17 protein-coding genes are annotated in these 26,468 nt (G+C 49.8%); all 17 read right to left on the reverse strand.

Annotation, left to right across the window (positions count from 1 at the left end):
• Positions 1 to 40 precede the first annotated feature (40 nt).
• The 17 genes from BUB38_RS07160 to BUB38_RS07240 all read right to left on the reverse strand — a co-directional run bounded on the left by BUB38_RS07160 (position 41) and on the right by BUB38_RS07240 (position 26,459).
• Positions 41 to 973, reverse strand: coding sequence for a formylglycine-generating enzyme family protein (locus BUB38_RS07160; protein ID WP_083542001.1), 933 nt, complete (start codon positions 971 to 973; stop codon positions 41 to 43).
• Positions 973 to 4,410 (reverse strand): hypothetical protein, encoded by a 3,438-nt coding sequence (locus BUB38_RS07165; protein WP_073159042.1) that lies wholly within the window; start codon positions 4,408 to 4,410, stop codon positions 973 to 975. The genes BUB38_RS07160 and BUB38_RS07165 overlap by 1 nt, the downstream gene beginning before the upstream one ends.
• Positions 4,411 to 4,470: 60 nt before the next feature.
• Complete coding sequence (locus BUB38_RS07170; protein WP_073159044.1) at positions 4,471 to 5,214, reverse strand: hypothetical protein; 744 nt, start codon at positions 5,212 to 5,214, stop codon at positions 4,471 to 4,473.
• A 14-nt stretch (positions 5,215 to 5,228) separates the two neighbouring features.
• Positions 5,229 to 7,172, reverse strand: coding sequence for a tetratricopeptide repeat protein (locus BUB38_RS07175; RefSeq protein WP_254794904.1), 1,944 nt, complete (start codon positions 7,170 to 7,172; stop codon positions 5,229 to 5,231).
• Positions 7,173 to 7,182: 10 nt separating this feature from the next.
• Positions 7,183 to 7,965, reverse strand: a complete 783-nt coding sequence (locus tag BUB38_RS07180; RefSeq protein WP_073159048.1) for a PASTA domain-containing protein — start codon at positions 7,963 to 7,965, stop codon at positions 7,183 to 7,185.
• Position 7,966: 1 nt separating this feature from the next.
• Entirely contained in the window at positions 7,967 to 8,677 is a 711-nt protein-coding gene (locus tag BUB38_RS07185) for a Crp/Fnr family transcriptional regulator (RefSeq protein WP_073159050.1), read from the reverse strand.
• A 23-nt stretch (positions 8,678 to 8,700) separates the two neighbouring features.
• Complete coding sequence (locus BUB38_RS07190) at positions 8,701 to 9,984, reverse strand: adenylosuccinate synthase (protein ID WP_073159052.1); 1,284 nt, start codon at positions 9,982 to 9,984, stop codon at positions 8,701 to 8,703.
• A gap of 688 nt (positions 9,985 to 10,672) precedes the next feature.
• Positions 10,673 to 11,656 carry an AAA family ATPase gene (locus tag BUB38_RS07195; protein WP_073159054.1) on the reverse strand — a complete coding sequence of 328 codons (984 nt, stop codon included), beginning with the start codon at positions 11,654 to 11,656 and terminating at the stop codon, positions 10,673 to 10,675.
• A gap of 238 nt (positions 11,657 to 11,894) precedes the next feature.
• On the reverse strand, positions 11,895 to 12,761 hold the full coding sequence (locus tag BUB38_RS07200; RefSeq protein ID WP_073159056.1) for a BatD family protein: 867 nt from the start codon (positions 12,759 to 12,761) through the stop codon (positions 11,895 to 11,897).
• 110 nt (positions 12,762 to 12,871) lie between these two features.
• The gene (locus tag BUB38_RS07205) at positions 12,872 to 14,782 is read right to left on the reverse strand and encodes a glycosyl hydrolase family 8 (protein ID WP_073159058.1); all 1,911 of its coding nucleotides are present in this window, start codon (positions 14,780 to 14,782) and stop codon (positions 12,872 to 12,874) included.
• Entirely contained in the window at positions 14,782 to 16,923 is a 2,142-nt protein-coding gene (locus tag BUB38_RS07210; RefSeq protein ID WP_073159060.1) for a cellulase family glycosylhydrolase, read from the reverse strand. Before BUB38_RS07210 ends, BUB38_RS07205 begins: the two co-directional genes overlap by 1 nt.
• 194 nt (positions 16,924 to 17,117) lie before the next feature.
• Positions 17,118 to 18,578, reverse strand: coding sequence for a glycosyl hydrolase family 8 (locus tag BUB38_RS07215; RefSeq protein WP_073159062.1), 1,461 nt, complete (start codon positions 18,576 to 18,578; stop codon positions 17,118 to 17,120).
• Between the two features lie 92 nt (positions 18,579 to 18,670).
• The gene (locus BUB38_RS07220; protein ID WP_073159065.1) at positions 18,671 to 19,681 is read right to left on the reverse strand and encodes a T9SS type A sorting domain-containing protein; all 1,011 of its coding nucleotides are present in this window, start codon (positions 19,679 to 19,681) and stop codon (positions 18,671 to 18,673) included.
• 117 nt (positions 19,682 to 19,798) lie between these two features.
• Positions 19,799 to 20,845 carry a glycoside hydrolase family 18 protein gene (locus tag BUB38_RS07225; protein ID WP_073159067.1) on the reverse strand — a complete coding sequence of 349 codons (1,047 nt, stop codon included), beginning with the start codon at positions 20,843 to 20,845 and terminating at the stop codon, positions 19,799 to 19,801.
• A 10-nt stretch (positions 20,846 to 20,855) separates the two neighbouring features.
• The gene (locus BUB38_RS07230) at positions 20,856 to 21,950 is read right to left on the reverse strand and encodes a hypothetical protein (RefSeq protein ID WP_073159069.1); all 1,095 of its coding nucleotides are present in this window, start codon (positions 21,948 to 21,950) and stop codon (positions 20,856 to 20,858) included.
• Between the two features lie 9 nt (positions 21,951 to 21,959).
• Entirely contained in the window at positions 21,960 to 24,140 is a 2,181-nt protein-coding gene (locus BUB38_RS07235; protein WP_073159071.1) for a hypothetical protein, read from the reverse strand.
• Positions 24,141 to 24,152: 12 nt separating this feature from the next.
• Positions 24,153 to 26,459 carry a hypothetical protein gene (locus tag BUB38_RS07240; protein ID WP_083538177.1) on the reverse strand — a complete coding sequence of 769 codons (2,307 nt, stop codon included), beginning with the start codon at positions 26,457 to 26,459 and terminating at the stop codon, positions 24,153 to 24,155.
• Between the last annotated feature and the right edge of the window lie 9 nt (positions 26,460 to 26,468).

The raw sequence follows: 26,468 nt of genomic DNA on the forward strand, positions 1-26,468 counted from the left end.
AATTTAACAAATTAGCCGTTTAGGCATTAACAGAAATTATCTAAAAACCAGTCGAATGCACCAAACGAAGGCCCAAATCCTTACCCCGATAAAGGGGTTCCCTTTTAGCAACAGTATCGGCGGCAAGGGCCTTGACTTTATCGCCCCAGCCACCTCCACGAACGACTTTCAAACTGCCGGATTTCGCCCCGGTATAATTCATCTGCGATTTAGTCGGTTTCACTCCGTACCAGTCGTTAGTCCACTCCGCCACATTGCCAGCCATATCATAAAGGCCATAGGCATTAGGCATAAACTGAGCCACGACAGCGGGGCCACTACTTTGTACATAATAAGCGTATTTAGAAGCTTCTTCCCGATCCCAATAATATGTCGTAGTCGTTCCAGCACGGTAGGCGACTTCCCATTCCATTTCCGTAGGAAGTCTCACGGACTCAACGCTGTAATCAACATACAAGTTCTGCAGATATTGTGCGTTTTCGACAGCCTCATAGACATAGGCCGTATCAAGCCCCACCTTTTTCGATAGAGCATTGCAGAACAAGATTGCCTCATACCAGTTTACGTTCGCCACCGGAATACTGTCACCAGAGACACCCATTGCCGGCAAGGAATCCATAATGGTTCTATACAAAGACTGGGTCACCTCCGTCTTCCCGATTTCAAAGGAACTCACAGAAAAAGACATGGAGCCTCTTTTTACAGAGGACGCAGGAATCTTTACCCAGCTTACATAATAAGACAAAAGGGAATCCGAGCTCAATGCAGAACTACACGAAGGTTCCGCAGAACCCGAAGACTCTTGAACAGGGCTTTCCGATCGGCTAGAAGAACTTTTGACAACGGCACTAGACTGACGTTCATGCCCACTGGAGGAGGTTTCGTCCAAATCTTCAGGCGCCCCACCAGCAACAGAACTGCAGGACACCATCAAACCCATGGCAAGAAACCCTAGGCATAAGCGGAACCTCATCAGCGGATAACTCCCACACGGTACAGTTTCTGCTTAGTCTTTCCAGACTTGAAATCTACACGCAGGCGAGCGGTGTATACGTCCGAACCTAGCTTTTTCAGGTCAAGGTTTTCAAACTGATTGCGGCCAGCCACAACATCAGACATTTTCTGCTTGAACACGCAGAGGCCCGTTATGTCATACAATTCAATCGTTGCGGAATTGGCTTCTGCACCAACTTCAAAACGGGCCTTGGCCACCCCGCCACGCACCGGATTGGGGAACATGAAGAATTCCGTAATTTCATCCTTAGACTTAGAAGCCTTCACATCCTTCAGCTTGGAGGCATCAAGATAGCCAGTACGTTCGTTACCGCCGGCAGGCAAGGTCCATGCGGCAGCATTACCCGCAGCATCTTCAGCAGCCTTCTGCAAACGGAATGCACTAACGTTACTTCTGTGGAAGGCATAAAGTTCCGGGCCAGCAGACTTGCTACTACCAACAGCGTCCGTTACATAAATACTCATAGGCTGCAATTCACTCAGGGAGTCCACATACTCAAAACTACCTGCAGCAAGGGGGAACTGTCCAGAAACCCGCTTGGCCTTTCCCGTATAGGCATAAATCAATCCGTCATTGTTAGGAACAAGAATTTCCGGAACATCATCACCAGTCACATCAACCAGCAACGGGTCGCTAAAGAATCCATACACAGGACTACCCTTTGAAATCTTCACGGGGAATCCAGAAACGGGCAAGCCAAAACGATCGAGGGCATAAACCAGGTTATCTCCCAGGAATACGATTTCAGGATAACCATCTCCGTTTACGTCACCCAGGGCCATACCAGAAGTTTCATCAGAGAGGCCGCTGGAGCCAGCAGCTCCACGCTCATAATTCTTGGTCCAGACAACAGACTTTCCATTCCGTTTTCTAGCAGACACCGTTCCACGGCTGCCGAGGACAATGGCTTCCTCAACACCGTCGCGATCCATGTCTGTACAGGAAACGCGGTAGAATTTTTCAGTTCCGTGAACTTTTGCGGGTTCACTTTCATAGGTAGCAGAATTCACCTTGGAACCGAAGCCCACTTCACCTTCGTCCGTAACATAGGCAATCTTGGAATTGCCATCCTCATCCGTACCACAGAAAGCCATATCTGTAATATTTCCGCCGGCAGTCACCTTGACGTCAAATCCCCTAGAGAACTTTCCGTCGCCAATTTTCACATTTCGAATCTGATGTCTAGTCGCATACCACAGTTCATTTCCAACCACCATGGGGCCAGCCACCACAGAGTCCACATCCAACGCCGTTTCACTTACGTAGGATTCGCTTTCAAACTGCGTACGGACCAGATGCTTTTCGTGAAGCGAATAAACGTATTTGCCATCGCTAGCCATACCCAGCAGGGGACCATAATTGGAACCGATGCGATAAAGCGGAATTTCCTTTTCAGTCCCCTTATTCGTCAGCTGTTTTTTAACAACGACCGTATCCGCATCAAACAAGGTATCACCCAAAGCGCTAAATGCCTGCAGGGATCCATTGTCTGCACCGAACACAACAATTTTCTCCCCGCTCTTTTCAGGATTATCCACAAAGACTGCGCCACGGACGATTCCGTTCAGGCCAACCTCTCTCGGGAACTTGCTGTCTTCAATACTTCCATCATCAATAGAAACGGTCACCGTAATAAGAGTCGAGGCAAAATTAAGGACGCTATCCCCCATCAGGCCGTTAGCCGTCTTTTCCTTTCGGAAATCTTCGGGAACGGAAACAGAAATCCTGATACCCGTATAACCGCCCTGGGTCGTCATGGTATTCGCATAACCGGTGGGATTGATGGTCTTTACCGTATCGAATTTCTGCTTTGAAGATTTGTCCGCTACGCGCAAATGAGGCAGCAAATCCGCACCACTTCCGTAATCATAGGTATCTTCGCCCAGGGCGTTCTTAAAGGTCTTTCCGATACTCAGCACGCCATCGGCTTCAATCAGTGAAAGTCCAAACTGATGGTCACGGAATTCATCGCCGGCCCAATAGTTGGCAACACCATCTTCCAAATTTCTACGAAGGAACCATTCGTTCACCTTCCACACGGCAATACCGCTTGCAGGGATGCCCGCATCAAAGGAGCTTACATCAAGAATGACACCACGGGCCTTCTTCTTGTTCACCTTGCATTCCCCCTTGACACAAGTGCTATCCTGGAACACAAGGTCAAGACTATCTACGGGAACGGTCCTGATTGTCGTATCTGAACTTTCGTCAGGTTCACCCAGCACCACGCTCACCTCGCCATCCTTGTTCCAGGAACGCTGACGATTTTCTACAAGCAGGTATTCAGATGCGCTGAGAGGCACCTTCAGGACTTCAGTACAGACATTTTTACTCTTGGATTTTGAGCAGGCCCCGGAACCGGCTGCAGCCACATCCACAGAAATTTTCTTTCCTGCAGAGGGGCGAACTTCCTGAACGGAACTCCACCCCATATAGGTTCGTTCCCAGGCCGCAGGCAGTGCAGGCAAGAATCCATTTCCTGCATTATAGCCGGCAAAGTCCATCAAGTCAAAATAACCCAGGCGAGAAATTCCCTTCACCACATCATAGGTATCGGGCATACCAAGCTGACGGCCTATCTGATTTACCAGAATCCCGTTTACACCCCAGTTCAAACCATCCTGGGAAGCGGTTTCGCTCATGACCATTATAGAACGCAAGGTATCGATAGAGGCCCCCTTAAGAGCAAGACCGTCAACTACAGACTTCTTGCTAGAGGAATCAGCCTTTAGAGCAACATTTGCCAAGGTATCAGACAGGAACGGCCAATACTCCCCGCTAACAAAAGCGTCTATAAAATCGGCAGGGGTGTCGGCATTGTTCGAACCCATGGTACCGCCATCCATCAACCGGCTGGCACCGGCATGGATAATCATAAAGGCACGTTTCGTATTCGGATTTTTCGAAAGGGGAATGCTAAAGGGCGAATCGCTGGATTCATGAGCGGCCATTACGGCATCGTACACGAACTGCATATAATCGCAAACACGGGAAGAATCAAATTCAGCAGTCTTTTCGCCATCCCTCTTGCTGGTTCGATTATAGTCGATGATTTGCTTCTTCAGCTTGTAAGCACTGGAAGATTCCGGAAAAATTCTGGACTTGATTACAATATTTCCGCCACTGGCAGCCTTGTAATAGGCATTCGCAAAATCAAAATGCTTTTTCCAATAGGGCACACTATTGCGACGGCCCGGCGGATCCAACTTATACGAATCCTTCTTCTTTTCGTCAGAGTCGAAAGTTCCATTTCCCGTGGTCAACGAATTGTCAGTCTTTTCTTCGGCAAACTGAACTCGAATCGCAAATACCTCCAAGGTATCTGCAGCAAAACTAAAAGACGCCTGGAACAAAACCAAGGCAAACAAAAGGCTAATCTTATAAAAAAAACTCATCTTCACAACCTCAATCTACAAAAATCAAAAACAGCCGCGCCGGAATCACAACCTAAAAAATTACTGTTCAACAAGCTTAAAACTCCGGGGAACATTCAATTTCCAGGTTCCACCGCTAAAAGACTTTCCGTGGGTCACCTTCTTGATTTTTATTTCCAGGAATCGCTTTTCCCCACGTTCAAAAACAATGGTCTCGGGTAACACATTTCCCTCAAATTCGCGGAACCCGGAAAACTTCAACGTTTCAGGTTTTCCGTCACGTCCCGTATAGGTTAGCTGAACCACTCGCGAATCCTGCAATTCATAGGTAAAGTGACGTCCCGTCCCATCAACGGCTTCGTGGCCAGGCACCACATCCTCGTAATTATCCGGAAGTAACTTACCCTCAAAAAAAGCCGCAATCTGATGGATATGAACCAGGGGTAAGCTCCGGTCATTGAGCAGCCCAACCATATAGCCAACGCCCTTCACATAAAGCTTTTCTGTGGGGAAGGTCATGAGCCAACCTTCTTCCGTCCAAAGCATCGAGGCAACCCCAATGCCCATGGGGCCCGTCAACTCCATGCGATAACGTTTTCCAGGTACAGAAAACAGGACGGCATCCAGCTCCTGATTTTCACCATTCTGGACAATGGTCAGCTTAAACTTAGCCCGCAGACTATCCTGAGGAGCAATTTCCTTATCCGCCACAGGTGCGTCTGTGCGAACCTTGCCCCCCGTACAGCCGGCAACAACAAACATGGCCAGTACCAAGGCACAGACAGGCAGCAAAGAGAAAAGAGAGCGAAATCTAAACAGCGGCATAAAGCAACCGCCTTTTACTTTTTCTTGATATTAAGGAAGCGCCTTGCTTCAGGATGCTTCGGAATAAGCTTCAGCAATTTCTTGTAGGCAGCCGTGGCTTCAGCCTTATTGCCAAGGGCTTCCTGAATGGCAGCCATATGTTCCCAATAAACGGCATCCTCATCAAACTTCGGATCCTTGATTTCCTGCATGGTCTTCAGGGCCTCTGCATAAAAGCCCTTGCGATACTGCCCCCATGCCTTGGAATCCAGATAAGCCTCAGTGGGAGTTTCCGACTTTTCCATGGCAAGAGCCTTCAAAACCATCTGGAAACCCTTTTCCACTTCGTCTGCGTTGCGGTTCAGGTCAATCAAGGTATAGCCATAATAATTCAGGACTTCGGGCTGATCTACACTGCGGGCGCGAACGCTATCCAACAGGAATTCAAACATCTTGAAGGATTCTTCATAGCGTCCCATGCGTTCCAGATTCATGGCCATCAGCATGCGCACATCCATGTTCAACGAATCGACGGCGGCAATTCCCTCGTAAAATTCCTGTGCCTTGGCACGCTTCGCATTTGCAAGGGCGATCTTGGCAGAATCATACTTATCGGTCTGCAAAATTTCCTGGGCTTCATTGGCCAGAATACGTCCATAGACGCTACGGAACTGCAACTTGTTCCGTTCCACTTCCGCGTTCATCTTGCGCAAAGTTACAGAATCAGCCACTCCGGCCAGCGGGCTCCACTTATCCCAAACGGCGATGAGGGAATCCAGCATCTTGTAGGCCTTGTCATACATCTTTGCAGAGCCGTACATCATGGCCAACATGGCCTTTTCTGCACCCATCGACACAGAGTCAGCCTTCTCGGCATAAAGCACGGCATCGTTCATGCGCTTTTCCTTGACGGCGATTCCAGCCAGGGCGTGGTAAGCATTAGCCGCATAAACCTTCTGGTCGCCCAACGATTCAGCCGCCTGCAGCAGGTGAACCTTGGCGCTATCGACGTCTCCATGAATATTCTCGTAATGGCCCAGGAAGTTTGTCAGCACAGGAGAACGGACACCATCCTCATAGTATTTCTTCTTGAGCAGGGTATATGCAACAGCACGGTCCGTTTCCGCCAAAGTCGTCATCAGGAGAACGACCATGGATTCGTTGTCTTCGCTAGAGCCAGTCAAAGTATCTACGACAGCTCGGGCTTCCTGCAATCGGCGCTGGAACACAAGTCCCTGAACCATCTTGGTCAAATATTCCTTGTTGCCCGTAGCATCGTGAGCCCGTCCAAAAAGATCGATTACAGAAGAATCCTTATGATGTTCCAGCAACAAGTTCAGCTGACGCTGTAACAAGGACGGCATATAGTTCACCTGGGGCAGCAGCAAGTCATAAACACGGATCAGTTCATCCGCATCCTGAACGGCCTCCAGGAACAAGCTATAATCGTAAAGCAAGGTCATGTCCTGATACTTGCTGGAATCAAGGGCTGCCTTGAAATACTTACGACAGGAATCGGCCACACCCGCCTTCACATAAAGGTGTGCCAGCAAGGACAACTGAGAGGCAAGAATCTTACCCTTCAACTTCTGGCCACGCATGGCCTGAATCAAAGCCAGGGAATCATTGCCCTCGGCCATGAGCATTTCGGCCAACTTGAAGGTCAAGAAGCGGTTGTAAGGGTCAGACTCCGCGGCATGCTGCCAGAACACATTGGCCAGAGTCTTTTCGCCACGCATTTCCATTTCGAGAGCGCGGATAAAAGATTCATGGGCGGCATCGATATTTTCAGGAAGGCGCGGTTCCTCGGCACTTACAGCCACACCGCCTTCAGCAATCTGTTTTGCCACAGCGGCGGCAATCGCCAGGGAATCCGCCTTGCTCAAGGTAACGGCCACTTCCTTTTTCGCAGGAGCGGAACTGCAGGCGTTCAGCAAGAACACCGCCACCACCATCAGCGACAAAAAGAAAGACTTCACCAAAACAGACCTACTCGACAATTACAAAGTTAATCTTGGTATCCGGCGGCAGATAATCGCCATACTTGGGAGAAGTTTCGATCACTGCACCCGGAACAGGATTTTCCATATCTTCGGGAGCCTTGGCGCGCTTGATACGTCCAACCACAAAACCCAGCTTTTCAAGCTTCGGGTAAACTTCGTCAATGGGAGTACCGGCAAAATTCGGCAACAAGGTCTTACCGGTAGTCACACCGGCAGAAATCACCACCTTCACGGTATCGCCAATACGGACCTTTTCACCTGCGATAGGAATCGTACGAATCACCACACCGCGAGGAATGCTCTGGTGGGCCCCCTTCACAATGGCACCCTGCACAAGACCGGCACGGGCCAGGGAAATAGAAGCCTGCTTCTGGCTCTTGCCACGAAGATCAGGAATCTCGACCTGACGGAGCCCCATGCTGCGAGTCAGCTTCACGGTACGGCCAAGCTTTGCCACACGGCCTGCAGCAGGAATCTGCACAAGAACCTTGCCGGAATCAATAGTCGCACTGTAGCGCCCCTCTTCCAGCCATTCAAACTTAAAACCAGCATCTGTCAGCGCAGCCTCGGCAGCCTCCTGACTCATGCCTTCCAGATTGGGAACCTCACCCGTGCTGGCAAACTTACCGGCAAAAGCGGGCATCAATACTTTATCTACAGCCAAGGCGAGAAACACCAAAAGGACAATCCAGATAGCGATAGCCTTAACCACGGGAGCCTTTTTCAGCCACCCGCCAACACGACCCACAAGGGATTTTAATTTATCCATATTAGCCCTTGCTAGCCTTTTCCTGCAGGGCGTTTTCGTCGAAGATGACGATATCCTTGCCGGTCATAGCAATAGCATTCGCCTTCACCAACATAGAGCAAATGCGGCTAACCGTTTCACGGGTAGTACCAGACATGTCGGCCAGCTGCTGCTGGGTGGGGCGGTTGTGAATAACAGTTACCATAGTGCCGGCATCAGTATGAATGCGAACACCACGTTCTTCCATCAAGTTCAGAAGAGTTCCAGCCACGCGTCCGCTTACAGACATCGTAGACAAGGAACCGATCTGCTTGTTTGCCTTACGCAGACGCTTACTAATTTCGCTCAGCAGCGCCATGGCAATTTCGGGAGTCTGACGAATCAGGGTCAAGAAGGATTCACGGTGAATGATCATCATCTGGGCATCCGTCACCGTACGCACAGAGGCAGACCTAGGTTCACCGTCAATCAAGCTCATTTCGCCAAAGAAGTCACCGCGTTCCAGGAACGAAAGAATCGTCTCACGACCATCAACGCCGGTCATGTACACCTGGACGGAACCGGAGGCGATCAGATACAGAGCCTGCATCGAGTCGTCGCCCTCCAGCACCACGGTTTCATCGCGGTTATAGTTCTGGACAACAACCAGATTGGCCAGCATCGAAAGCTGATCCTCGTTCAATTCAGAAAAGAGCTCCACACCCTTCAGCAAACCAACAACGTTATTGTCCATAAGAACTTCTCCTTCCGCTTCAATTAGTCCATGTCAACGATAATGCTCTGATCGCGCTTAGCACCGATAGAAATCATACCGATCTTCACGCCAACCAGTTCTGCCATACGGTTCAGGTACTTCTTAGCATTTTCCGGAAGATCTTCCATCTTGCGGCACTTGGTAGTATCGCACTTCCAGCCCGGCATTTCTTCGTAAACCGGCACGCAACGACCGACCTTGGACAGCTGGTTCGGGAACACTTCGATCTTTTCGCCATCGCATTCGTAGTGAGTGCAGATCTTGATGGTGTCGAAAGTATCCAGGACGTCAAGCTTGGTGATAGCCAGGTGAGTCAGGCCGTTAACGATAGCAGCCTTGCGGACAACCGGAGCGTCGAACCAACCGCAGCGACGGTTACGACCGGTGGTTGCACCATATTCGTTACCGATCTTACGGAGGGTGTCACCCATTTCGTCCAGAAGTTCAGTGGGGAACGGACCGTTACCAACGCGAGTGGTATAAGCCTTGACAACACCAACGACCTGGTCGATAGCGGTGGGGCCGATACCTGCGCCGCAGCTTGCATAACCAGCGACAGTGTTGCTGGAGGTCACGTACGGGTAAGTACCCTGGTCCACGTCCAGGATGGTGCCCTGAGCGCCTTCGAACACCAGCTTCTTGCCTTCCTTCACAGCCTTGAACAGGAGGGCGCTAGTATCGCAGACGAACGGCTTGATCTTCTGACCCAGTTCCAGGTAATCCTTGATCACCACTTCCGGATCAATTTCGGGAACATCGTACATCACCTTGAATTCTTCGTTATGAACCTTGGCCATAGCTTCGACGCGGGGGCGCAGTTCACGTTCGTCCATCAAGTCACCGACGCGAACACCGATACGGTTCACCTTGTCGCTGTAGCAGGGGCCAATGCCGCGGCCGGTAGTACCGATAGCAGCCTTGCCAGCCTTCTTTTCCTTGGCCTTGTCCAGAGCAGAGTGGTACGGCAGCACGACCTGAGCATTGTCAGCAATGAACAGGTGGCCTTCCGGGTTGATGCCCTTAGTATGGAGGTCGGCAATTTCTGCAAGAGTCTGGATCGGATCCAGCACAACGCCGTTACCAATAACGCAAAGCTTGTCGTCATGCATAATGCCAGACGGAATCAGATGGAACACAAACTTCTTGTCACCCACTTCAACAGTGTGACCAGCGTTTGCACCGCCCTGGAAACGCACCACGATATTTGCGTCCAGAGTCAAGAAATCCACAACCTTGGCCTTACCTTCGTCACCCCACTGGGAGCCGATTACAACACGATTTGCCATATATCCTTCGTTTTGTTTATGACCCATTCGGGTCGATTAGTTAAACAGGAAATTAGCTACCCAGAGCGTTTCTCCGGGACCTTTTTCGCCTACAAGATAGTAAAGAGCGTAAAGCGGAAAGGATAAAGGCTAAAGAAATGACGCATAAAAACCTGCTTTACACTTTAAACTTTAACCTTTAAGCTAAAAAGGGCGGAGCCCCGCCCCTCGCTCCAACCGGCAAAGCCGTTTTCCGCTACCCCACCCAGCGGGGACACCCCGCAACACCCCACAGCAGAAAGTACAGACAAGGTAACGAGCGCGAGGTATGAGGTATGAGGTATGAGGTAGTGAGCGACGAGCCGCATGCCTTTGCGCTGTCATCCTGAGCGGAACGAAGTGGAGTCGAAGGATCCAGTGAGAGGACGAGGCGTGAGGTCACAGGCATCAGGCGCGAGGTAGTGAGCGACGGAGGCGCCTAATGTCACCCTGAAGGCGCTCAGGGTCTCGTGCGTTCATGGGATTCTGAAACAAGTTCAGAATGACAGTCCACACAGTTCACTTCTTTCGTATCTCATAATTCATATCTAAATTCCTCCTCCGCAAAAAAAAGGAACAGTGAAGTTGAACTTCACTGTTCCTTTTTTTTTGTTAACAGCTCAAACCTCTAGGTAGCAAAGCTACCGACCTCAAGCCTCAAACCCAATAACTAGGGTACGTCTACAGAATCCAGGATCTTCTGGACTACAGTTTCTGCAGAAATTTCTTCCGCTTCAGCTTCATAGCTCAAGACGATACGATGGCGGAGAACTTCCATAGCCACAGCCTTCACATCTTCCGGAGTCACGTAGGCACGGCCCTGGATAAAGGCATGAGCCTTTGCAGCCTGGGCAAGACCGATGGAGGCACGGGGAGAAGCTCCCACTTCAATGAAGCCCACCAGATCAGCGCGCTTGATGCTGCCCGGATCACGGGTAGCCAACACCAGGTTCACGATATATTCGCGGACACGTTCGTCCACATAAACCTGCTTCACAAGCTCACGAGCCTTCAGGATATCTTCCTTGGTGGCCACAGCATTAGGCTGACGGAGACCAGCACCGGCGACAGCATCCAGGATGCGCATTTCATCGGCCTTGTTGGGGTAAGAAACCTTCACCTTCAAAAGGAAACGGTCCACCTGGGCTTCGGGCAGCGGGTAGGTACCTTCCTGTTCGATGGGGTTCTGGGTAGCCAAAACCAGGAACGGTTCATCCAGCTTGAAAGTTTCGTCGCCAATAGTAATATGGCGTTCCTGCATGGCTTCCAGCAAAGCACTCTGAACCTTACTGGGAGCGCGGTTGATTTCGTCAGCCAGCACCAGGTTGGTAAACAGAGGGCCCTTGCGAGTTTCAAACTTAGCTTCGCGGGCGTTATAGATTGTAGTACCCAGCAAGTCAGCCGGCAGCAAGTCCGGAGTGAACTGGATTCGCTTGAAGTCCAAAGAAACGGCATCAGCAAAAGCCTTCACCGCAGTAGTCTTTGCAAGACCCGGAAGGCCTTCCAGAAGAACGTGACCATCAGCAAGAATACCAGTCAAAATACTTTCCACCATGGCCTTCTGGCCAATGACGGTATCTTCCACTTCACGCAGCAGATTCTGACAGAAAGCGCTCTGCTGACGAATCTTTTCAGAAAGTTCCTGAATATCCATTTTATTATTCCTCAAATTATTTCAAACTGAATTTAGCAAATTTCATAAAAGGGATGAGGTACGAGAGACGAGAGAAAAAATCAGATACGAGATACGAGTTATTATAATCGCGCCGAAGACGCCTAACTTATTAATTCATATCTAATTTCCTGGATTCTTCGACTTCGTGCTTCGCACTCCGCTCAGAATGACACGTAGACGAATCACCACTCATCGCTCACCGCTCATAACTCACAGCTCACCACTCTTCCCTGATTCCCATTAGTTTCATGGCCAGTTTCCAGGTTTCCCTGTTTTCAAAGCCGTCACGTTTGCCGCCACCATAGCGGGCATGGGAGAATTCTTCCAACAGGGATTCCCATCCTTCCAGATTGCCCTGCTTCTGCAGCACTTCCAAGTTAACCTTTTCTGCATCTAGGTAAAAACGTTCAGCCGCATATTCCTTGCAGATTGCCTCCAGATCCAAAAGCCACTGGCGACTATCAGCCGAATTCACACGCTGTTTCAGAACAGTCATCTTCCCCAGCAATTCACTTTCGGCAGCCTTTTTAGCCGTCATGGCAGCACGGTTCGAGGCACGGCGTTTCATCCGTAGCATCCCAGCCAAAAGCACGACAACCGCCACCATAACGCCAATCATCACAGGCAGCACACTGGCAGGAGCATCCACACGCAGGGGCACGCTTTCGGTTCGCAAGGTCAAGGGCATCCCCATCTGAGTGGGAATATCGTACTTCAACACGGGAATATTCAGATTCCCCGTATCCTGAGCCAAAATCTTATAGTTAAAAGTAATGGAAGCGATTTCCTTCCCGTCCTTAACGGAGCGGGCCGATTCCTGGCTAACGCCAATCTGCTCCAACCCCTTTGCGGTGGCTGAGTTCGTAGGCAATACCAGCAAGGCGCTTCCGCTAACACTCCAGCTCACCGTCACCGGAAAGTCAATGGTATCCCCCACAACGGCATTCATGGGCAACAAAGTCCCATCCTGGGAATGAACCCCTGCCACAACGGTAATCCCCAACTGTTCCGCAGAGGGCATCTGAATTTCTTCTACCGCAGCACTATCCTGGGCCGCCTCCACATTCAAAGAATCATTTTCCATACCGCAGAATATACAAAAATCAATATGGATGGGGTTTGTCCATACTTTATAAAAAAAGAAGGGTCCGCCTTAACGACGGATCCCTCTTCAATGACTCGCTAGAGCAGCAATTAGTCAGCGATATGAATCTGCTGAACCTTCATGCCAGAAGACTGCTTGACCACAACCAGATAGTTGCCTGCAGTCAGGCCATTCAGCTGGATCTGAGTCATACCAGCTTCTGCCTTTACAGCGGGAACAACCACGCGGCCCTGCATATCCATCACAGACACGCGTGCGGCGTTAGTCAGCTGGACATAGGCGATCTTTTCAGAAACGCTGATCTTCATCTGCTGAGCCTGAGCCACTTCGGCAATGCCATCAACCGGACCCGGATCGACAATTTCAACAGCCTGACCATCAGCGGACTTCAAGGCCAGATTAGAAATAGCCACCTGAGGTTCATCCCAGTTATTCAAGACAAGGGCCAGGTAAACACCACCAGACTGGGTAGCAGTGAATTCGCAGGTCTGAGCAACGGTCTGGCCGCCAACAAGCTTCTTCATGGCACCGCACAGCTGCTCAGTCATAGTTTCATCAGCATACACGGCGTAAGTCAGCCACAAGTTAGAACCTTCGGACTGGGTAGCGTCCCAACTCATGACATAAGCCTTGCCGGCTTCAACGCTTTCTACCTTTCGATAGACTTCGCGCTTGTCGCCCTTAATCAGCTTACCCATGTAAACGCCAGTGTTGGATTCGTCGGAAAGTTCCACAGAGGTAGAGTTCCAACCGTAAGCACCGGAGTTTTCGTAGTAGGTGGTAGTATCCTTACAGGCGTCTTCAGGAATAGTAAAGGTCTGAGGTTCAACCGGAGTTGCCTTGGCAAGGTTCTGCATGTTACCAGACATCAGCAAGCCGGTCAGCAAACGGAGGGAAGAATGGAAGTATCCCTGCTGCTGAGACATAAGAGCACCATAGTTGGTATTCAGAAGGTCCTTATACTTTTCGTCTACGATAAGAACGGAGCTCAAGGTACCAATAGAAGAACCATTGGCCTTGCAACCATTGGACTTACAAGGTTCACCATTCTGGTTAATCGTACCATCAGGCTTCATATTGATATAGAGCTGACCATTGTTCCTGGTGCTTACCCAGGCAGCCAACTTGGTAGAAAGTTCCTTTGCATCGGAGTGACCATACCAGGCATAACTCCAGGCCCAACGCCAAGGAGCGCGGACAGCATCATAGTCGTAACCGGCGAAGTTGTAGCCGTTATTACCGACAATGGGCTGGAAAGTGTTATTGTCTGCCCAACCAGAGGGAATACCCGTGCTAGCGTTCTGATTCTTCTTCAGCAAATTGTAGTTGGTAGTGATAGCGGATGCCCAGAAGCTGCTGTTACCGGTATCCACATCCTTGAACAATTCGTAAGCGGCAGGGCTAACATAGCTGGGGTTCTTGTACGGATCCCACTGGTCACCCAGCTTGTGCATACCATTGCTGGAGAATTCGCTCTTACGCATGTTGGCAACCAAGGTTGCTGCGTCAGACAAGTACTGGGAATTACCGAACTGGTAATAAGCCATGATCAAGGCCACAGCCACATCTTCTTCGGCATCAGTAGCACCACCGGTACCAATAGCGCCACCGAATCCCTGGATGTTCCAGTTCATGATGCCGTTACCGTTCATGTTCTTCTTGTAGTAATTCCAGAGCTTCTTGAATTGGCTTTCGTAGCTGGTCTGATTGTCACTGAAATACACGCACATGAGCATGCCGTAGCCAATACCTTCAGAGACAGTACGAGCCTTGTCATCGAACTTGATACGGGCGAGATCACCCTGTTCTTCGTAGTATTCCTTCAGGTAGGTGACAAACTGGTTCTTAAGCATGGTAGAAGCAGTCTGACCAGCGCAGTTCCAGACATCGGCAATAACACTGGTATGCGGATAGCCATGAGCCTGAGGATAGGGGAACTTTACAGCAGCGGAAGCAACCGTAGCTGCAGCAAGACCAATAAGAGCTAAACGTTTAATCATTACTTATTGCTCCAAGGAATAGTCTTCACCATGGAAGACTGTTTAACATTCACGAAATAGTTGCCGTGAGCGACTTCACCCAAATCCATCACGTTAGAGCCAGCAGATACGTACTTAACGACGTTCTTTACGGTACGTCCAGCCATATCAACAACCTGCACGGTAACAAAGCCAGAATGCTTTGCAGTCATCACAAGCTTATTGCCGTTCATACGAGCGTTCATGCTCACGTTAGCCATGGTCTTAGGAGTGATACCTTCAATCATGGACAGGTTGCCAGCACCGATATTGATCATGATTGTTTCGTCAATAGCTTCATAAGTTTCAGCTTCGGGGGCAACAGCGTGAATGGTAATGGTAGCATCGACGTTACCAGCCACCAGCATTTCACCGTCCTGAGTTGCATAACCTTCCGGAGTAATGGTATAGGTCACAGGAACCTTATGAGCTTCAACAGTAAACACCTGAGTCGTGGAACCCAATGCAACAGTCTGGTTCTTGAAATACTTGGTATTCAGGGAGTTCACATTCTTTGCATAGGTAAAGGTCACGGTAGTATCAAGAGCGCGATAACCGGGAACAGCAGCTGCAGTAGCGCGGATATGGGCAACACCGACACTCTTGAAGGAAGCGATCCAGACCTGCTGATTCTTGTAGGAATAGCAGTTTGCAGAAGTACAGGTCATCTTCTCAACAGAAACCACATCCGGATTGTCAGAGGTGTAAGTAATGGGGCTACCTTCGATAGTAACAGTTTCGTTCATCTTCTGCTGCATCTTGGAATCACCGGAGAAGTTCTGGCAACCGCTACCACTCAGACGGCAGGTCACATTGGGCTGGGTAAAGGTCTGGTTCGGCATAGCGGTAATGTTCACCACAGTCTGAGAACCGTCGTTACCAGTCATAATTGCCACACCGGCACCATGAATCTTGATGGAACCAGCTTCGATAGTAGCAACAGATTCATCGCTAGAAGTATAAGTACAGGAAGCGCTAGCCTTGCCTTCAATGGAAGTTTCCATTTCAGAAGCAGAAGCGTGAGCGAAGGCGCAAGCACCAGTGTGCTTACCGGCAGTAATAGAGTCTGCCCAGGTGCCTACTCTAGACTTAGAGGTAAGATAGTTCTTGACGATAGTGCCAGAAGTGGTGTAGCTAGCTTCATTCAAGGCAGCCTTGGAATTCAACACGGTGCTACCCTTGAACATGGCAGAAGCTTCAGGCTTATTGCCGACAGTTTCGTGACGCAGAGACCAGTTACAGTTGGAAATACCCTTACCATCCAGGTAGTCCAGCCATTCCTTAGAGCTGCCTTCGCTAATGCTACCGGCACCAGAAGCTTCGGTAGTACCCCATTCGGTAACAAACACGGCATTGTTGCTCAAGCAACCTTCAATGGCATTCTTGAAAGCCCCCAAGGTATGTGTTGCTGCGTAGAAATGGAACACGTAGCCTACGTTGGTCTGGTTAACGCCACCGCAGCTACCCATCTGGGAGTAGAAGGGGGTGCCTACCAGGGCCAGGTTCGGGGAGCCATTTGTACGGATGGCGCTGATAACGGTGTTTGCATAGGAAGCAATTTCACCCATGCCATCATTAACAGGTTCGTTGAACACTTCCCAGATGATATTGGGAACGTTGGCATACTTTGCAGCCATACGGCCAAAGAAATCCGTTGCCAAAGCCTGTTCGCTTCTTGCGCGATGGCTATGCCAGTCAACGATGATGTAGATATCGTTTTCAATGGCGACCTTCACCATGTTGTCCAGCTTAGCTTCCAAGCCAGACGGATTGCTCTTATAGGATGCGGCAACCTTTTCGTCGCTATTGTTACTGCAGTCGCTTTCCTTATAGCAATCAATTGCCATGGCAAAACGGAAAACATCGATGCCAAGCTTTTCGGCAGCCCAGCTGATCACTTCGGAATTGTAATAGGGGGAGCCGGTAGCATCGGACCAGAACAGGCTCATACCGCGGAGGGTCACCTGCTTTCCGCTGGAAATGCTAACAACCTTGCTACCACTGGTACCCAAAGCACCATAGGCAGAAACGGGACCGACACGGAGCGGCTTAGCTCCATCGTAGACTCCTGCAGCAAAGGAAACTGCGCAGGACAAAAGTAGTGTCGACAATAACTTTTTCATACTAAAAACTCTCCGGCTAAAATATTTACCATCCCAATAGTAAAGTTAATTTACTATGCCTAGTTTTATAACCCTTGAACTAGCTATTTTTTGTTTACATAGGTAGACAAAAAGCCCGCCAGAGGCGGGCCTGTGATATTCTGCACGTTTTAGACTACGTTTCGTTTACAATAGTTTACCACATTGACAGTCAACTACTTAACAAAACCGCCATTCAGCAACGTTGCAAACAAGTTCATCAAGATTTCCTTGAAGTAAGTACCAGTGTATCCCACCGGATTGTAGCCTGCCATTTCGTTGTTGAATCTAGCGTAGCAAGCATCCAGCCAGGGCTGATTTACACCCATACCCATCAAGCAGTAAGCACCGATAAAGTGGGTACCCTTAATAGAACTGGTAGAAAGTTCGCCAGTAAGATAGTTATAGGAGTAATCAGAAAGGGCGTTAGGATCGCCTGCAGTTGCAGTAGAGATGAAGGTAGACATCTTGGTCAAGATAGTCTGCGCTTCTGCACTCTGATTCCAGTAGTAATCCCAGGCAATACGCCAGGGAATACGCACAGATTCCTTATCGAACAGCATATAGGACTTGGCGGCAGATCCATTCTTCGGGTCAGTAGCTTCTGCGGCTGCGTTAGACCAATCCGGGAACAGAGGGATAGCGCCCTTATCCTGAACATCCATCATGTACTTGTAGTTTGCAGCCAGGATGTCCAACCACTTACCTTCGGGCTGAACGGCATCAAACAGGCGGATTGCAGCCGGGGAAAGGTAGCTCAGGTTATAGACGTCCTTGTTTGCCCAGGTGTCACCCGGACGGATCAACAGATTTTCGGGATTGATACCCTTGAGCTTAACGGCATCCAGCAAGACAAGAGCGTCAGCCAGATAGTATCCACCGCCCCACTTGCTTTCTGCAAGAATCAGAGAGGTAGCCACATCAAGGTCAGCATCCAGAGCGGCAGAGTTAGAAACGGTATTGCTGAAAGACTGCAGTTCCCAGGGCATCAAGCCAGCGGTATTGTAGTCACGGGCCACCACGTTGTAAGCCCACAGAGCGTTGTACAGGTCCTTATCGTTGTGAAGGACAGCGAGCAACATACCATAGCCGATACCTTCAGAAACGGTACAACCCAACTTACGACGGAGAGCCACCGTAAAGTTCACGCCATTCCAAGATTGCATATCGGTAAGTTCGCACTGTTCGCCCGTACCGCCATCCCAAATCACTCGGGCCGGATTCGGATGAGGGGCACCCATCTTGGCAGTCATAATATACTGTCCCTGGGAACCGGTGAACATTTCGTAGTTGAGGGTAGAACCACCGGCAACTTCATCATTAAGATAAATAATCCAGCGCTTTTTCCAAGTTTCGTAGAACGCGTCGGAAACTGCGGGAGATGCTCCTGCAGGCAGTGCGACAGTAGAAACAGCAGCTGCGGCAGAAGATGCGGGCTGTTCCGGAGAGGACTCGCCACCTTCATTGCCTCCAACGGGAGAGCTAGTGGGGTCCATAGAACCCTGAGAGTCAGAAGAAACAATAACAGACGGATCATCCGGATTGACAACAGGATCGGAACCGGCAGAGGAATCATCACCACAAGCATATAAAGCAAAAGCTATAGGCAATGCAAGGAAAGCTTTCGAAATATTCATGAGCACCTCATTTTTTGAGTAGTCCTAATATATAATAAAAAGGGGAATTCCGTCAAGCGAAATTCCCCTTTTCTAGAATCTTGTGAGTTAAATTACTTCACGAGGATCTTCTGGTTCATGACAGCGGACTTGCCAGCAGCGCGAACCATATAGACACCAGCCTGAACCTTGGAGAGGTCCATGGTCTTCACGGAGGAAGCGGTCATAACAACCTGACCCTGGAGGTTAACGATTTCAGCCTTAGCAACGGTCACACCGAAGGAGAGGGTGCGGCCAGCGAGGGTTGCCTTAACTGCGCTTGCAGCCTTAACAGTGTTGATAGCGGCGTCGCCGGAGCATACAGCAGCGCCAGAACCGTTGGACTTGCAAGTGAATGCAGGTTCAGCAGCAGCAGACTTTGCACCAGAGCAGGTACCCTTAGGACCGACTTCGAAAATACGGAGCTGACCCTGAGCGTCAGAAGCCTGACCATCCAGCTTGAACTTAACAGCGGTAGCTGCAGCGAAAGCGTCAGCGCAACCGCCCGGCAGCTTTTTATCTGCCCAAGTGGGCTGCTTGAAGTCTGCGATAGCCTTGTCAGCCTTGGTCGGAGTAGCAGCCTTGGTGAGGGTCACGCTACAAGAAGCGTCGCCTGCATCCGGAGTTGCAACTTCGAGAGTCACAGCGAGGTCAGAAGTATAGGTAGCGCAGAGACCACCAGCAGCGGTGATGTCCATCGGATCCTGGCTAGCACCAACAGTGTTGAAGCCGAAGCCAACGAAGTTGTACGGATATTCAGCGGTCTGACCGGTAGTGGTCGGGTCGACGAGAACGTACTTGATGGTTGCATAACCGAGGTTTTCAATCATCGGCTGAACGAGGGATTCGTACTGGTCAGCTTCGTACGGATAGATAGCGTAGGAACCACCCTTGTCGTTCTTACGGTCATCATAGTCGTACCAGTAACCCATAGTGGTTTCTTCGCAAACCTGGTATTCGTACATGCAATCTCCACCAGTGTTAACCTGCTGGTTGGTGCCATCGAACCAAATTTCGAGGTTAACGGCAGCGGATGCCATTGCAGCCATGGAAACTGCAGAAAGTGCAATAAGTTTCTTATTCATAGTATCTCTCTCTTTTTTTTCCCGACACCGGGAAGGGGTTTGGTTGAAATATATATACTTTTTTTTGGAATAGTATTTTTTTTAGTGTAAAAAAGCGTATGTTAGTATTTTTTTACACTACTTTTTCTTCTTCGGGGCGTAATTCACTTCCGGACGGAGAACCAGACCGGCAGTCACCATCAAAGACACGATGTTTTCGTCATGATCCTGACTAATATCGTACATGGCGACACCAGCCAAGCTTTCATCCTTAACCATCATGCTAATAGCCTTCACAGAAGGAATACCCATGAAGACAATGGTTTCAGAGTTACTTACAGCCACTTCAGAGGAAGATTCTTCATCAAAGTTCACCTTGTAGTCCGGAGCTTCGAACTTCTTCATCAGTTCCTTATAGGCCAAGTAACCTTCGTTACCGCTACCTACACCCTGATGAGAAGAACCCAGGCCGCTTGCACCGGCAAAGGACTTACCATACATGGGAACAATGGGAACGATCTTGTCGCTGGAGACACCCTTGCCAGACAGAGCGCGAACAGCGGATTCCACGTCCTGCTTAGAAAGGTTGGGCTTGACGGATTCTGCAGATTCGTCCATCTGGTCGCCTACAGACAGTGTGACATAGTCAGCCTGGCTGATTGCATCGGAATAGGCATCCATGGTTGCAGCATAGGCCATCACGGAAACAGACTTGGAACCCAGCTTATCCTTGAGAGCGGAAACCAGCTTGCCAATGTCGGCGGCATCATCGCCAGTTGCATTGGTCCAGTCCAGTTCCACACCACCAAGATTATACTTTTCGACCCATTCCATAGCAGCATCGCAGAAAGCGGAAAGCTTGGAATCGTCACCGGCGATAGCCTTCAAATTGCCTTCGTTTTCGAAGCCACCGATGGATGCCACCAGGGAAACGCCATTTTCAGAAGAAAGCTTGGCCAACTCTTCGAAGTTAGCGGCATCGCTTTCGTCTGCGTAGGCAATGCTACCGTCTTCAGCCGGAGCCAAAGAGGCATAATGGATATCTGTCACGAACTGGTAACGAACATCCTTCGGGAAGAACTGGCTATACTGAGCCCAGGACGGGTAGTATCCAACGACCTTAAAAGGAGCCGCAACGGCAGCAGCAACAAGAGAAGCTAAAGCGATAAAAGAAAGCTTTTTCATAAAAACCTCGCTACGGATTACCGATTAAATAAACTTCACCGTCAACTTCGGACTTGCAGTAAAGATCAGCGGAGAAATCCCAAACTTCACCAGTGTTGCCAACAGGTGCAGCATTGGGGCTCATGGCCTGAGTAGACGTCTTCTTCTTCTGGTAAATACTGTCTCTCGGAGCACGGTCTACATAATCCTTAACTTCTTTAGTCTCAATGGTGTAGATAGTATCCTTCGGAACGATAGAAGAATCGCCTTCTGCAAGATGCTTCTGATAGGAGGAAAGCAACATTGTGGTATCCTTGCCGTCAGCATCCACATAACTAATCTTAGTTGCGGAGTGAGTAGTATCGGCTCGTTCGGTTACGCTCCAAGTAGTGTCGTAAACCGTTACAGTGGTATCATAGCGGGTAACCGTAACGTCCAGCTGCTTGATGACAGCGTTATCGCCTGCACGGCAGAAACGGTAGGCACGACCTTCATAACGGCCAGCACGAATGTACTGATACTTGATCAAGTTGGAATCAACAGGAACAGACTTCAGGAAAGCCAGGTCTGCAGAAGCCTTGTTACCGTAAATGTGGTACGGATTCAAGGCCAGGCGGTACTGCATCGCGGTCTGACCGAAGATGTTGATGGAAGAGTCCGGATTGTACATACCGTTCAGGAATGCGGCAGAACCAGGCCAGTAACTTTCGCTAAGACCAGCATAGTTAAGGAAGATTTCCTTTACTGCGGTAGAATCATCAAAATAGGCAGTCCATTCGGCATCGTCGTTGAGGATGATACCGGTGACATAAGTCTTCTTGACCTGCTGTTCTGCCTTGGTCTTGGCAGAGGCGAGCTTTTGTTCATAGGTCTTATCGGAAGAGTCTGCCTCGATAGCAGCCTGAGTCAGCTGCTCGGTAATCAGATTACGAAGAACAGCATTGGAATCAGCCACGGCAGACAGGGCCTGATAGGTTCCCAGGTCCGGATTGACTCTTGCATATTCAGACACACTAAAATCAGAGGGCCAGTTTTCGGCGTCGCTATTGCTAATGCTATCTGCAGAGCAGGCAACCAAAGCGATTGCTGCAGCGAGGCCCATGCCATACTTAAACATCTTATTCATGATAACCTCCTAGAACAGAACCGTAATGTTACCGGCAATCAAGAGCTTGCTCAGGCTCAATTCGCTAGGCTGAGCAAAAGCGACTCCGTTTTCATCAACGGCAATGCCCGTGTAGTTAACAGTGTTGGTCAGGAGACCACCCTGGAGATCCAGGACCGCACCGGGGCCCAACTTAATCTGCAAGCCACCCATGGCCAGCATTTCATCAATGTCATTAACAATGACTGTTTCAGACAGAGGCAGACCGCTACCAAATTCCTTAGTCAGCATCTGCATGCCGCCGAGGATAGTGAAGGGGCCCCAAACGTCTGCGGTAAGGCCAGCAACAACGCGGGAAGTCTTACGCTTCAGGTAGTTGCTTTCTTCTGCGGATTCGAAGGATCCCTGCAGAATGAGTCGGCGGTTCAGACCGAGGAACGGAGCCACATTCAGGCCAAGACCTGCACCGATAGTGGTATAGTCGTTATCGACATCGCTGCTATGGCTATACTGAGAGAAACGACCATTAATGGTAATGGCATCGTTCCAAGCCACGTTAGCGTTCAGGGCGAAACCTACACGGTCGGGAGTTGCCAGACCCATGGGCATAGCCATGTTGACAGAAGGATCGACAAATTCAGAATAGCTAGCGTATTCCAACAGCTTGCTAGCAACAGCTTCGTAACCATTCTTGTAGAAGTGGCCCAGTCTGTAGTTGTTAGCCAGACGACCGAATGCATAGTAGGAGTCAACAGAGGAACCATTCAAGATCGGGGTTTCAGCGTCTTCAGACTTAGTCATCAAGTTCTGCTGCTGCAAAACGTTGACATTGTAAATGCTGAAGTACATGTTTTCAAGGCTACCGGAACGGAAGCGGCTGACCACATTAGCGTCGGCGCCAGAAATGTTAGCATCGCCATTCAGGATCGTTGCACCGCCAACATAGTAGGCAGAAGCAGCCTGTTCAGACCAGAACTTTTCGTCGTTCTTGACGATGGTTGCCTTAACATCAAAGTTAACACCAGCAATGTCACCGTTTACATAGGGAGACACATGCAGAGCCATGCCAGAAACGTTTTCAATTTCTTCGTCGCTCCAGTGCTTACCGAGAGTCATACCGTCGGCCACATAGAACTTAGTCTGGAAAACAGAGTCCTTGCCGTTGTCGTCAAGAGCCTTGCCGTTTTCATCGAACACGGGGTAATCGTAGCTCTCAACCTTATAGTTGTGGATGGTATCGAGAACCAGGGAGTCGCGGGACAAGGTCCACTTGGAGCCACCGATTTCAGCATCGATACCAGCGCGGATCTTACCGTCCATGATCATGTCCTTGGTGTCATAACCAATAACACCGGTGTAGACCATGTTGTCTTCGTAGTACAGGTTCTTGATAGCAGCATCTTCCTTGGAACGGGAAGACTTCTGACGGTCAAAGGTGTAGACGAAGTTACCACCGATGGTTGCGCCAAAGGCTTCAACGCCCAGGTTTGCGCCATAGAGGTAGCGGTCGCTCCAGTCAAAGTCGAAGAAGACTTCATCGGCCTTCTTGGCGATATTGCGGATACGGGCACCAGTCATCTGGACGTAAAGGTTGGACAGGGGGCCCATATCGAAGCTATTGTACTTGAAGTTCAAGCCCTGCAGCAAACGATTGGAAGAGGTATCCAAGTTGCGCAAAGCAAGAGCTTCCTGACGCTTGGCAAAGAAGATTTCCGGTTCCTGCAGAATTTCAGCCTGGGGCACGTAAATGGTGAGAGGAGTATAACCAACTCTCATGTAGCCAAGATTGAAGTCGACGTGCTTGTCGAGAATCTTGCCATCGTAGCTAAACCAGTGACCGATCACAGGGTTGATCGGTTCGTCGTAAGCGCTCTGCCAATCCTTGTGGAGACGGAGTTCTACTCGAGCTTCAGTTTCTGCACTGGGACGAGCGTTAACCTTGAGGTTTACGTCGGTGTAGGCCTGGTTTTCACGCTGGTCAGCTTCGTTGTAAAGCTGATCGGAACTCATGGTGGAAGAAAGAACCCCACCCTTAGCCGTACCGCCAATGCGAAGACCCAAGACTGAAGAATTCATAGAATCAAGAGTATTGAGGAGGCTCTGCTGACGTTCGACCAAGGTCGAATCTGCAGCGGCAGCGTATACTGCGGCTCCGCAAAGAAGAAGCGAGATTCTGGAAGTCATCTTAAACATATCCTTATTCATTTTCATCTTGCGCCTCCCTTAGAAATTCACGTTCAAGATGGCCTGAACAACAGCCTGGGAGAATTTATGAGTGTATTCGGCAAGGTTCTGGGTATTGCCATCGACATCTGTAACCGTTACATCGGCATAGTTAGGCACATTGGATCCAGCACCTTCTGTGGTATTATATGTGTTTTCAACATTAATCATACCATAGTTCAGCTCGAGATAGACACCTTCTGCGACAGTGTAGTCGAGACCCACCATCCACTGCATCTGCTTACCCTTCAGCAACGGAGTCTCGTAACCCGGAGCAACGTTGAGTATCGGACTAGAAGATACAGCATCAAATGTGGTGTTAATCATCTGGAGACCAGCGTTAATACCGAGACGCGGCATGTACTGAACGTAGAGGCCTGCGTTGATGAAGTCCATGCTCAGTTCACCCTTGTCAGCGAAATAGGGCTTGAATTCATCAGTGAGTTCCTGAGTCTTTACAGCATGCTTGTAGCTGCCGGACAGTTCAAGAGGCAGAGAGAAGCCAAGCATCTTGAACACATCCACCTTAAGACCTGCACCGAATTCCTGGAATTCAGCTTCCTTCATGAAGACGTTGTCGCTCTTCTTCTGCTTCAGCATAGAGAAGATGGCGTTTGCTTCGGCGAAATCCTGGAAGCCAAACTTCATGTCGATGTTGAAACCACTGCGGTTCGGAGTAGCAAAGCCATTGGGCAAGCTCATCTGAACAGACTTATCGAGCATGAAGCTCATCAAAGCCAATTCCCTGCGGGTGTAAACAGAAGTGCTATAGGCATTTCTCTGGATCGGAGCGATGTTGTAGCTGTTGGTCTGACCCTTAATGGTCGGGTCATCGGTATTAGCCAACTGGGTTCCCACCGGAGTAAACTTCGGATCGTAATAGTACAGAGAACTGAAGGTGGAGTAGAGCGGAGAGTTAACACCGTAGCGGCTAACGTTACCGTCCTTATCGGAGTTCAGAGTACGGGTAGCGAAGAACTGCGGAGACTGAGCAAGGTTGTTGAACCAGTTGCTGTCATTCATCACGTAGTTAGCTGCCAACTGGATGTCCAGACCGACGGGGAGCTTGTAACCAGCATTGAAGGAAATATTCAATGCAGAACCGTTGTCATCTTCGGTAACTTCGTTATAGGCCACTACATTGCCGAATTCATCGAAAGCAGGCTCAAAGTGGCGCTGTTCATCGCTGGACATGGCGTATTCACCCATAACATCCAAGGTCAGGCTCTTGTTGCCGAGAATGCCAGCAATGTCGGCACCGGCGCGAGCAGAAATGATCGAGGTGTTCTGCGGATCAGTTTCATACGGGTTGATGGGCTGATACACAGTATAGCCACCATCTTCGAAAGTACTGGGGTTAAGAATCGGGCCTTCCAATTCACCAGTTTCGGTGTTGTAATAGCTCAGCTGACCATTGTAGATGACTTCCTGATACTGAGTACGGTAGGTATTGGTGAAGCTTGCGCTATCATCAAAGACCAACATACCAGTAAAGCCGAGGAAGACGTTCTTGTCTACAGGCAGGTATTCGACGTTTGCACTAAGCAACCACTTATCCATATTGGATGCCATGGAGGAACCCGGATAAATAGCACCGTCATTCAGCAAGCTGTTATAGCCGTTAGCAAGAAGGTTGCCGTTGGAACCGGAGAAGTCCAGGAGCTGGACGCGGCGAACGCGGGCAAAAATACCTTCTGCACGGATTTCACCAGCCATGCCACCGAAATCGTGGCGGAACTGGAGGTTCACACCCTGCAGGTTGCGCTGGTTCCCAACGATCATGGCTTCTTGCATAGCCATTTCACGGGCGCGAGCAAAGATCAGCGGTTCATAGAGAATGCCATCAAGACCGGTGGGGGCGAAAAGGGTCAGGGGGCTGTACTGCTGACGGAAGTCACCGACAATCCAATACAGGTCCTTACCGACATTGCCTTCCATATTCAGCCAGTTTGCAGTCAGGGACTTTGCGGAAGTAGCAAAGTAGTTCTGCATGCCTGCTTCCATACGGAGTGTTGCGTTAAAGCGGACCGCTTCGTAAGGACGGAAGTGGAAATCCAAGTCTGCAGAAACAAACTGGGATCTTTCGGTGTTGGGCATCTTGTTGAGCTTGCTGTCTTCCTGGTCAGAAGACATGTAAGCGTTATTGAGCACGCCAGTAATGCGGCCACCAACTTCAAAACCGCGCTTGGAAGAAAGGGAATCTTCCTTAGCCTGGAGCTGTCGATCCAGTTCAGCTTCGGACACTGCAGAAGCGACAGAGGCGGCAGAAGCTACAAAAAGCAGGGATACTAAAACTTTATGCATCATAGTTATACC

Source organism: Fibrobacter sp. UWH5 (assembly GCF_900142505.1).
Classification (GTDB): Bacteria; Fibrobacterota; Fibrobacteria; order Fibrobacterales; family Fibrobacteraceae; genus Fibrobacter.

Excerpts from the sequence above, each read along its gene's own strand:
- BUB38_RS07180 (WP_073159048.1), bottom strand. The coding sequence starts at position 7,965 with ATGGATAAATTAAAATCCCTTGTGGGTCGTGTTGGCGGGTGGCTGAAA.
- BUB38_RS07230 (WP_073159069.1), bottom strand. The coding sequence starts at position 21,950 with ATGAATAAGATGTTTAAGTATGGCATGGGCCTCGCTGCAGCAATCGCT.
- BUB38_RS07220 (WP_073159065.1), bottom strand. The coding sequence starts at position 19,681 with ATGAATAAGAAACTTATTGCACTTTCTGCAGTTTCCATGGCTGCAATG.
- BUB38_RS07190 (WP_073159052.1), bottom strand. The coding sequence starts at position 9,984 with ATGGCAAATCGTGTTGTAATCGGCTCCCAGTGGGGTGACGAAGGTAAG.
- BUB38_RS07185 (WP_073159050.1), bottom strand. The coding sequence starts at position 8,677 with ATGGACAATAACGTTGTTGGTTTGCTGAAGGGTGTGGAGCTCTTTTCT.
- BUB38_RS07195 (WP_073159054.1), bottom strand. The coding sequence starts at position 11,656 with ATGGATATTCAGGAACTTTCTGAAAAGATTCGTCAGCAGAGCGCTTTC.
- BUB38_RS07170 (WP_073159044.1), bottom strand. The coding sequence starts at position 5,214 with ATGCCGCTGTTTAGATTTCGCTCTCTTTTCTCTTTGCTGCCTGTCTGT.
- BUB38_RS07225 (WP_073159067.1), bottom strand. The coding sequence starts at position 20,845 with ATGAAAAAGCTTTCTTTTATCGCTTTAGCTTCTCTTGTTGCTGCTGCC.
- BUB38_RS07240 (WP_083538177.1), bottom strand. The coding sequence starts at position 26,459 with ATGATGCATAAAGTTTTAGTATCCCTGCTTTTTGTAGCTTCTGCCGCC.
- BUB38_RS07215 (WP_073159062.1), bottom strand. The coding sequence starts at position 18,578 with ATGAATATTTCGAAAGCTTTCCTTGCATTGCCTATAGCTTTTGCTTTA.
- BUB38_RS07160 (WP_083542001.1), bottom strand. The coding sequence starts at position 973 with ATGAGGTTCCGCTTATGCCTAGGGTTTCTTGCCATGGGTTTGATGGTG.
- BUB38_RS07200 (WP_073159056.1), bottom strand. The coding sequence starts at position 12,761 with ATGGAAAATGATTCTTTGAATGTGGAGGCGGCCCAGGATAGTGCTGCG.
- BUB38_RS07210 (WP_073159060.1), bottom strand. The coding sequence starts at position 16,923 with ATGAAAAAGTTATTGTCGACACTACTTTTGTCCTGCGCAGTTTCCTTT.
- BUB38_RS07235 (WP_073159071.1), bottom strand. The coding sequence starts at position 24,140 with ATGAAAATGAATAAGGATATGTTTAAGATGACTTCCAGAATCTCGCTT.
- BUB38_RS07205 (WP_073159058.1), bottom strand. The coding sequence starts at position 14,782 with ATGATTAAACGTTTAGCTCTTATTGGTCTTGCTGCAGCTACGGTTGCT.
- BUB38_RS07165 (WP_073159042.1), bottom strand. The coding sequence starts at position 4,410 with ATGAGTTTTTTTTATAAGATTAGCCTTTTGTTTGCCTTGGTTTTGTTC.